We start from the raw sequence: 6,020 nt of genomic DNA on the forward strand, positions 1-6,020 counted from the left end.
GGCCCATGCCGGCGAACGTGGTGATCCGCACTCAGCTACACCACGCCACGGGGCACGATCACGACAATGAGAATTGCAGCGCCTTGTAGCTGTCCGTGAACGACTGTTGTTCGTTAGTAATTTTGGCTCTTTGAGCTTCAAGAAGAACAGGAAAAGCGACCGACGTTCGCGCAGTCCGCCCAATGATCGTGCGTCGTACAATGATGAGTGCATCGGCATAGCGGCCTTGGTCGTAATGCAGCGCCGCCAGATTGCTCAGCGAGTTGGCAACATCAGGATGATCAGGACCGAGGGATTTCTCGCGGATCGCCAGCGACCGCTTGTAGAGCGGCTCGGCGTCGGCATAGCGGCCTTGGTTCTTATACAGCGCCGCCAGATTGTTCAGCGGGCTGGCAACATCAGGATGATCGGGGCCGAGGGATTTCTCGCGGATCGCCAGCGATCTCTTGAAGAGCGGCTCGGCATCGGCATAACGGCCCTGGCTCGTATACAGCCCCGCCAGACCGTTCAGCGAGGTGGCGACGTCGGGGTGATCGGGACCGAGGGATTTCTCGCGAATCGCGAGCGATCGCCTGTACAGCGGCTCGGCGTCGGCATAGCGGCTCTGGTTCTTATACAGCACCGCCAGGTTGTACAGCGAGTTGGCAGTATCAGGATGATCCGGCCCGCGGGTTTTCTCGTGGATCGTCAGCGATCGCTTCAAGACCGGCTCAGCATCGACATTGCGGCCTTGGCTTTCATACAGCGCCGCCAGATTGTCTAGCGAGTTCGCAACATCAGGATGATCGGGGCCGAGGGATCTCTCGCGGATCGCCAGCGATCGCTTGTAGAGCGGCTCGGCATCGGCATAGCGGCCTTGGATGCTATAGAGCACTGCAAGAGTGTTCAGCGAGTTCGCAACATCAGGATGCTCGGGCCCGAGGGATCTCTCGCGGCTCGCCAGTGATCGCTTGTAGAGCGGCTCGGCATCGGCATAGCGGCCCTGGCTCTTATACAGCAACGCCAGATTGTTCAGCGAACTGGCGACATCAGGATGATTGGGACCGAGGGATTTCTCGCGGATCGCCAGCGATCGCTTGTAGAGCGGCTCGGCATCGGCATAGCGGCTATGGCTGTAATACAGCACCGCCAGATTGTTCAGCGAAGTGGCAACATCAGGATGGTCGGGACCGAGAGATTTCTCGTAAATGGTCAGTGCGCGTTGCGCTAACGGTATCGCTTCGGAATATCGACCTTGCGCAGAAAGCTTGCTGTATTGCTCATAGAGCACCTTGACTTCATCCGTCTGCGAATGCGCCAATCTGAAATCAAGGCACAACGTAGCCGCCAATCCCAGAAAAACTACAAACGCGATATGTGCTCCATTACCGATCCGCTTGATGGGACGCATCGTAACCTCCCATACCAAGGTCACCTAATGTGCGCCGCAAAGAGGTGCGGGTCATTCGCGTCGTTTTGACCACACGTCAGCCACTTCCGGTCTGCCTCTAACCGCCGACATGTCGACGAACATGGGATTTCGTCGGAAAGGGCCACCAGCGGCTATCCGCTGACCACATCGTATGCGCGATACTCGGCCACAGCTTTAGGGGCATCCTGATTCGGCCTTTCGAGCCGCCGGCCCATGAAGGAAACCCTATTCCTGACGGTAGTCGAGTCCCGCCTCATCAAATTTCGCCCTGAGCGCTGGGCGAGCCAAGAACTTGACGAACGCTCGTGCCGCCTCCGCTGCACCGGACCGAGTGGAAACGGCTGCGGCGAATGTGGTGACGTTCTGGACCTCCCGCGGAAAGGGGCCAACGAGCATGACGCCCTTGACGGGAAGAATCTCGCTGATTTGCGTCACGCAAAGCTCAGCCTCGCCTCTCGCCACAGTTCCGCAGACCGGATCGTCGGTCACGACGCTCTTGGCCTTGATCGCCTCCGCGATGCCCAAGCGTTCGATAACGCGAGCGAAATGGATTCCGACCGCGCCCCCTCCCGCAGGGTCGGCGCGGGCCACAGACTTTGCTGCCAAGAGGCTCTGCTTAAAGGCTTCCGTGCTAGAAATGTCGGGCTTACCTGCGCCCTCCCGCACGCCAACCCCGGCACCCACGCGGGCAATGACCGTACGGGTGTCCTGCACCACCAAGCCCTGGCCCGCCATCTGCTCCACGGCCACGTCAAGAGCGATCACGATGTCTGTCGCTTCGCCCGCCGTCACCCGTCTTTGCACCTGGCCTGCAGTCGCAAACGTGGGTCGCACTGTGTGCCCTGTCTCCCGCCGAAAGGTCTCGGCGAGTCCCGTAACGACCGCGTGCACGGCCGAAGCACTCAGGACCGTTACTTCTGCCGCTCCCGCCGTAGTCGTCTGAATTGCGGCAAGTATTGCAATTACGCCAAATGCGAGCCAACGACCGGTGCGTGCCATGGCGCTTCCCCTCCCCGGCATCAGGGAAGGTCTGTACTTCGATCGGCTAAGCCGGGATTTCGAAGATAAGAGAGCCAGTATTGCTGTGTGCCACTGAGTGGTTCTCATGGTGTCTTCCCCTAGATCAGTTGATCCATCTAACTCATTCGGTGCTCGATCTGGAGTTGTAGCTCTCGGCTTTACCAATCCTAGCCCTAGCTGAAAAATGCTGCCACCATCTTCGGGTTCGGGGAGAGCAGATCGCGTGCCTTTTCCTTTGGTCGCGATGTCAGATGTGGGTCAACCTGAGAAGAACTCAGTGCGAGCATATGTTTTCCGCTCTGCCCCCGAACTCGGACATTGCTCGACGCAGTCGGCATGTCTCAAACGGGCCACTTCCGGACTCATGCACCACAGCAAATCGCGTCTCGTATTCGATCACTCGTCGGCGCTGGCTCATTCGGGCAAACCCGCTTTGCGAAGGCCCTCAATAAGGAGCTTCGCGTTTGACTGCCCTCCGCGAGCGATCCACGCAGATATTGTAAAGGCGGGATCGACTCAAGCAGACGCGCCGCCGCCTCACGGGCCTCAGCGTCGCGCCCGAGATGGGCGAAGGCGGAAGCGAGACAGCGGTGCGCTGGCGGAAAGCAGGGGTTCTGACGTCGCGCTTTCTTCCCCGCGACGATGGCCTCATCAAAGCGACTAAACTCAATAAGAGCAAATCCCATCCCAACCAACGGATGGTATAGCGCCGGATCGACCGGACTCGCGCGTATGGCGCGTTCAAAGCTCCGGATCGCTTCCTCCAGCAGCCCAGCTATTCTATAGACATGGCCTCTGCAGTGCCATGCCCAATATGAATTGGGGTTGAGCGCGACCGCCCGGTCAGCCACTTCGATCGCACTTTCACTATCGCCTGCCATGAACGCCGAGATTATGCCAGCCCACGCTAACGTGTCTGGATCACTGTCGTCGAGACTTATTGCCAAGCGAGAAAGCCGAATTGCTTCCTTGCGGTCGAATTGAGGATCAATAGTGTAGCCCCAAAGGACGTTGTTCATGTGGCAGACACCTGCCAGGGCCGCAACAAGGCCGAACCGAGGGTCCAACTCCAAAGCACGATGCGCCAGCCTGATCGCCTCGGCATTCCCTTCGAGGGTCGCCAGGTAAAGCTGCGGCATAGCCCGGAGATAAAAATCATAGGCGGTGAGGTTCTCCGGTCGCCGCCGCGCCGCCAATCCAATTTCTGTCTGAAGCAACTTTGGCTGAATGGCTGAGACCACGGCGAGCGTTACTTCGTCCTGCAGAACGAAAACGTCGGTCAGGTCACGTTCGAACCTGTCCGCCCATAGGTGCGCGCCCGTCACCGCATCAATCAACTGGCCGGTGATGCGGACTTTCCCTGCCGCCTTGCGCACCGACCCCTCAAGGACATAGCGCACACCAAGCCTACGCCCGACTTCCTTGATATCGACGGCTTTACCCTTGAAGGTGAAACTTGAGTTGCGGGCGATCACGAACAACCATTTGAACCGCGAGAGAGCGGTGATGATCTCCTCAACCATTCCGTCGGCGAAATACTCTTGCTCGGGATCGCCGCTCATGTTCTCGAACGGCAGGACGGCGATGGAGGGCTTGTCGGGAAGCGCCAAAGCTTGCGTGTCCCCGACAGGCGGCTCTATCGGCGCTGCGGCAGAACCGCTCGGATCCATCCTCAACCGCCACGCGCGCATCGGCTCAGCAATGTTTTTCAGGTTCTGCGGCCCCATATCCTCAAAGGCGGCATCGACCTTCCCGCGGATTTGGCGTTGTGCGTCGTCGGAGATGCAAACGCCACCGGCCTGCGCAATTCCTTCAAGGCGGGCGGCGATATTGACGCCGTCGCCGAAAATATCGTTTTCATCGACGATGATGTCGCCGACGTGAATGCCGATCCGATATTCGAGCCGCCTAACCGCGGGCACTGCTTCATTCTGTTCGGCCATGCCGCGCTGAACTTCGATGGCGCATCTGGCGGCATCGACGGCGCTGGCGAACTCGACCAACAAGCCGTCGCCGGTCGTTTTGACGATCCGTCCGCGATGCGCGGCGATGGCAGGATCGACCAGGGATTTTCTGGCGGCCTTGAGCCGGGCCAATACCCCTTCTTCGTCAGCACCCATCAGGCGGCTGTATCCGGCGACATCCGCCGCCATAATTGCCGCAAGCCGCCGTTCCACGCGATTGTCGGTCACAACGGCCCCCGAGATCGGTAGATTCCGTCCCCCGTATCAAAGCACAGGGTGTGCCTTTTGGGCTAGGGTCAATGTCAGATCAGGGTCACGAGCGTCGCCCTCTGCAATGCTCGGCTATCCGTCAACTTCCGCTGTGCCCCGTTCGCGACCGAGATCTTGTGGCGGTGCAATACGTCGCGAAGGGCCACTTCCGGACTCATGCATCGCAGCAAATTACGTTCCATTCGATCAGCTCGTCGGCGCTGGCGAGCAAGGTTGGAGGCACCAGGACCCCAATCTCCCGCCGATCGCGATCAGCGCCTGCTTGAAAGTCGTTGAGCTGAGCGTCTTAGCCAGGAGCACGGAGACAGTATCCGACACCGCGAATCGTATGGATCAGCGGATAGGCCTGCTGGTCGTCCACCTTGCGGCGCAGGCGTCCGACATAGACGTCAATGATATTCATCGATTGATCGGAATGAAGATCCCAGACGTGCTGCAGCAACATCGCCCGCGACACGATGAGGTCTTCGTTGCGCACCAGATATTCCAGAAGCTGGAATTCCTTGGGTAGAAGGAAAATCTCCTTGCCGCGCCGGCTTGCGGTCCGCGAGATCAGGTCGATTGCGAGATCGCCGACGCGCAGGATCGTCTCCTTGGCGATGGTGTTGCTGCGCCGGCCAAGTGCTTCCACTCGCGCCAACAGCTCGAGGAAGGAGAAAGGCTTGACCAGATAGTCGTCGCCGCCGGCCCGCAGGCCACGGACCTTGTCGTCGACTTCTCCGAGCGCGCTGATGATCAGGAAGGGCGCGGTAACGCCACCGTCGCGCAACTGGCGCATCACGACAATGCCATCGATGTCGGGAAGCATGCGGTCGATCGTGATCACGGCATAGTCGTGTGCCGCACCATGGCTCAGCGCTTCGTTGCCGCTGGAAGCCAAATCCACCTGGTAGCCGCTGGTCGTGAGCTGTTCCATGAGCTGACCCGCGGTTTCCGGGTCGTCCTCGACGACCAGGATGCGGCGGTCACCACCCGTCATGGTCTTTCTCCGACGATCGCCACCAGCCTGTCCGGTTTCTCTTCGCCAGAAAATGCGCCAGTGGCGATCATCACAACGATGTGGGTTCGCCAGAGTTTAGTAGCCGTAGTCGTAGCAGACGTTGACCCACTGCAGTCCATACCGCGTCCACACTCTGCGCAAGCAATAGTCGTAGTTGTAGGCGGCGTAGGCGAAAGGCACGCCGATGAACGCAAAGCGGTGGAAGCGATGGAAGCGATGGAAGCGATGATGGAAGAAGGGGCGATTGAAGCCGGGGTGGAACGCGAAGCGTTGGCCCGGCACGAATGCTGCACGCGCCGCAAAGGGCGCCCCCGCGAAACGAGCGCCGCCGAAATGCGGGCCTATCATGCCTCCG

The 6,020-nt window shown here is 59.6% G+C and carries 4 protein-coding genes and 1 pseudogene; all 5 read right to left on the minus strand.

What is annotated here, in order from left to right:
- Nucleotides 1–58 precede the first annotated feature (58 nt).
- On the minus strand, nt 59–1,390 hold the full coding sequence (locus tag ACFFWD_RS39505; protein ID WP_376974804.1) for a tetratricopeptide repeat protein: 1,332 nt from the start codon (nt 1,388–1,390) through the stop codon (nt 59–61).
- 246 nt (nt 1,391–1,636) lie between these two features.
- Complete coding sequence (locus ACFFWD_RS39510) at nt 1,637–2,410, minus strand: molybdate ABC transporter substrate-binding protein (RefSeq protein WP_376974805.1); 774 nt, start codon at nt 2,408–2,410, stop codon at nt 1,637–1,639.
- Nucleotides 2,411–2,793: 383 nt separating this feature from the next.
- Nucleotides 2,794–4,623 (minus strand): adenylate/guanylate cyclase domain-containing protein, encoded by a 1,830-nt coding sequence (locus ACFFWD_RS39515; RefSeq protein ID WP_376974806.1) that lies wholly within the window; start codon nt 4,621–4,623, stop codon nt 2,794–2,796.
- A gap of 328 nt (nt 4,624–4,951) precedes the next feature.
- The gene (locus ACFFWD_RS39520) at nt 4,952–5,644 is read right to left on the minus strand and encodes a response regulator transcription factor (RefSeq protein WP_376974807.1); all 693 of its coding nucleotides are present in this window, start codon (nt 5,642–5,644) and stop codon (nt 4,952–4,954) included.
- A 96-nt stretch (nt 5,645–5,740) separates the two neighbouring features.
- A pseudogene (locus tag ACFFWD_RS39525) lies at nt 5,741–6,020 on the minus strand (hypothetical protein); the annotation flags it as partial.

This window comes from Bradyrhizobium erythrophlei, from assembly GCF_042430365.1.
GTDB lineage: Bacteria > Pseudomonadota > Alphaproteobacteria > Rhizobiales > Xanthobacteraceae > Bradyrhizobium > Bradyrhizobium erythrophlei.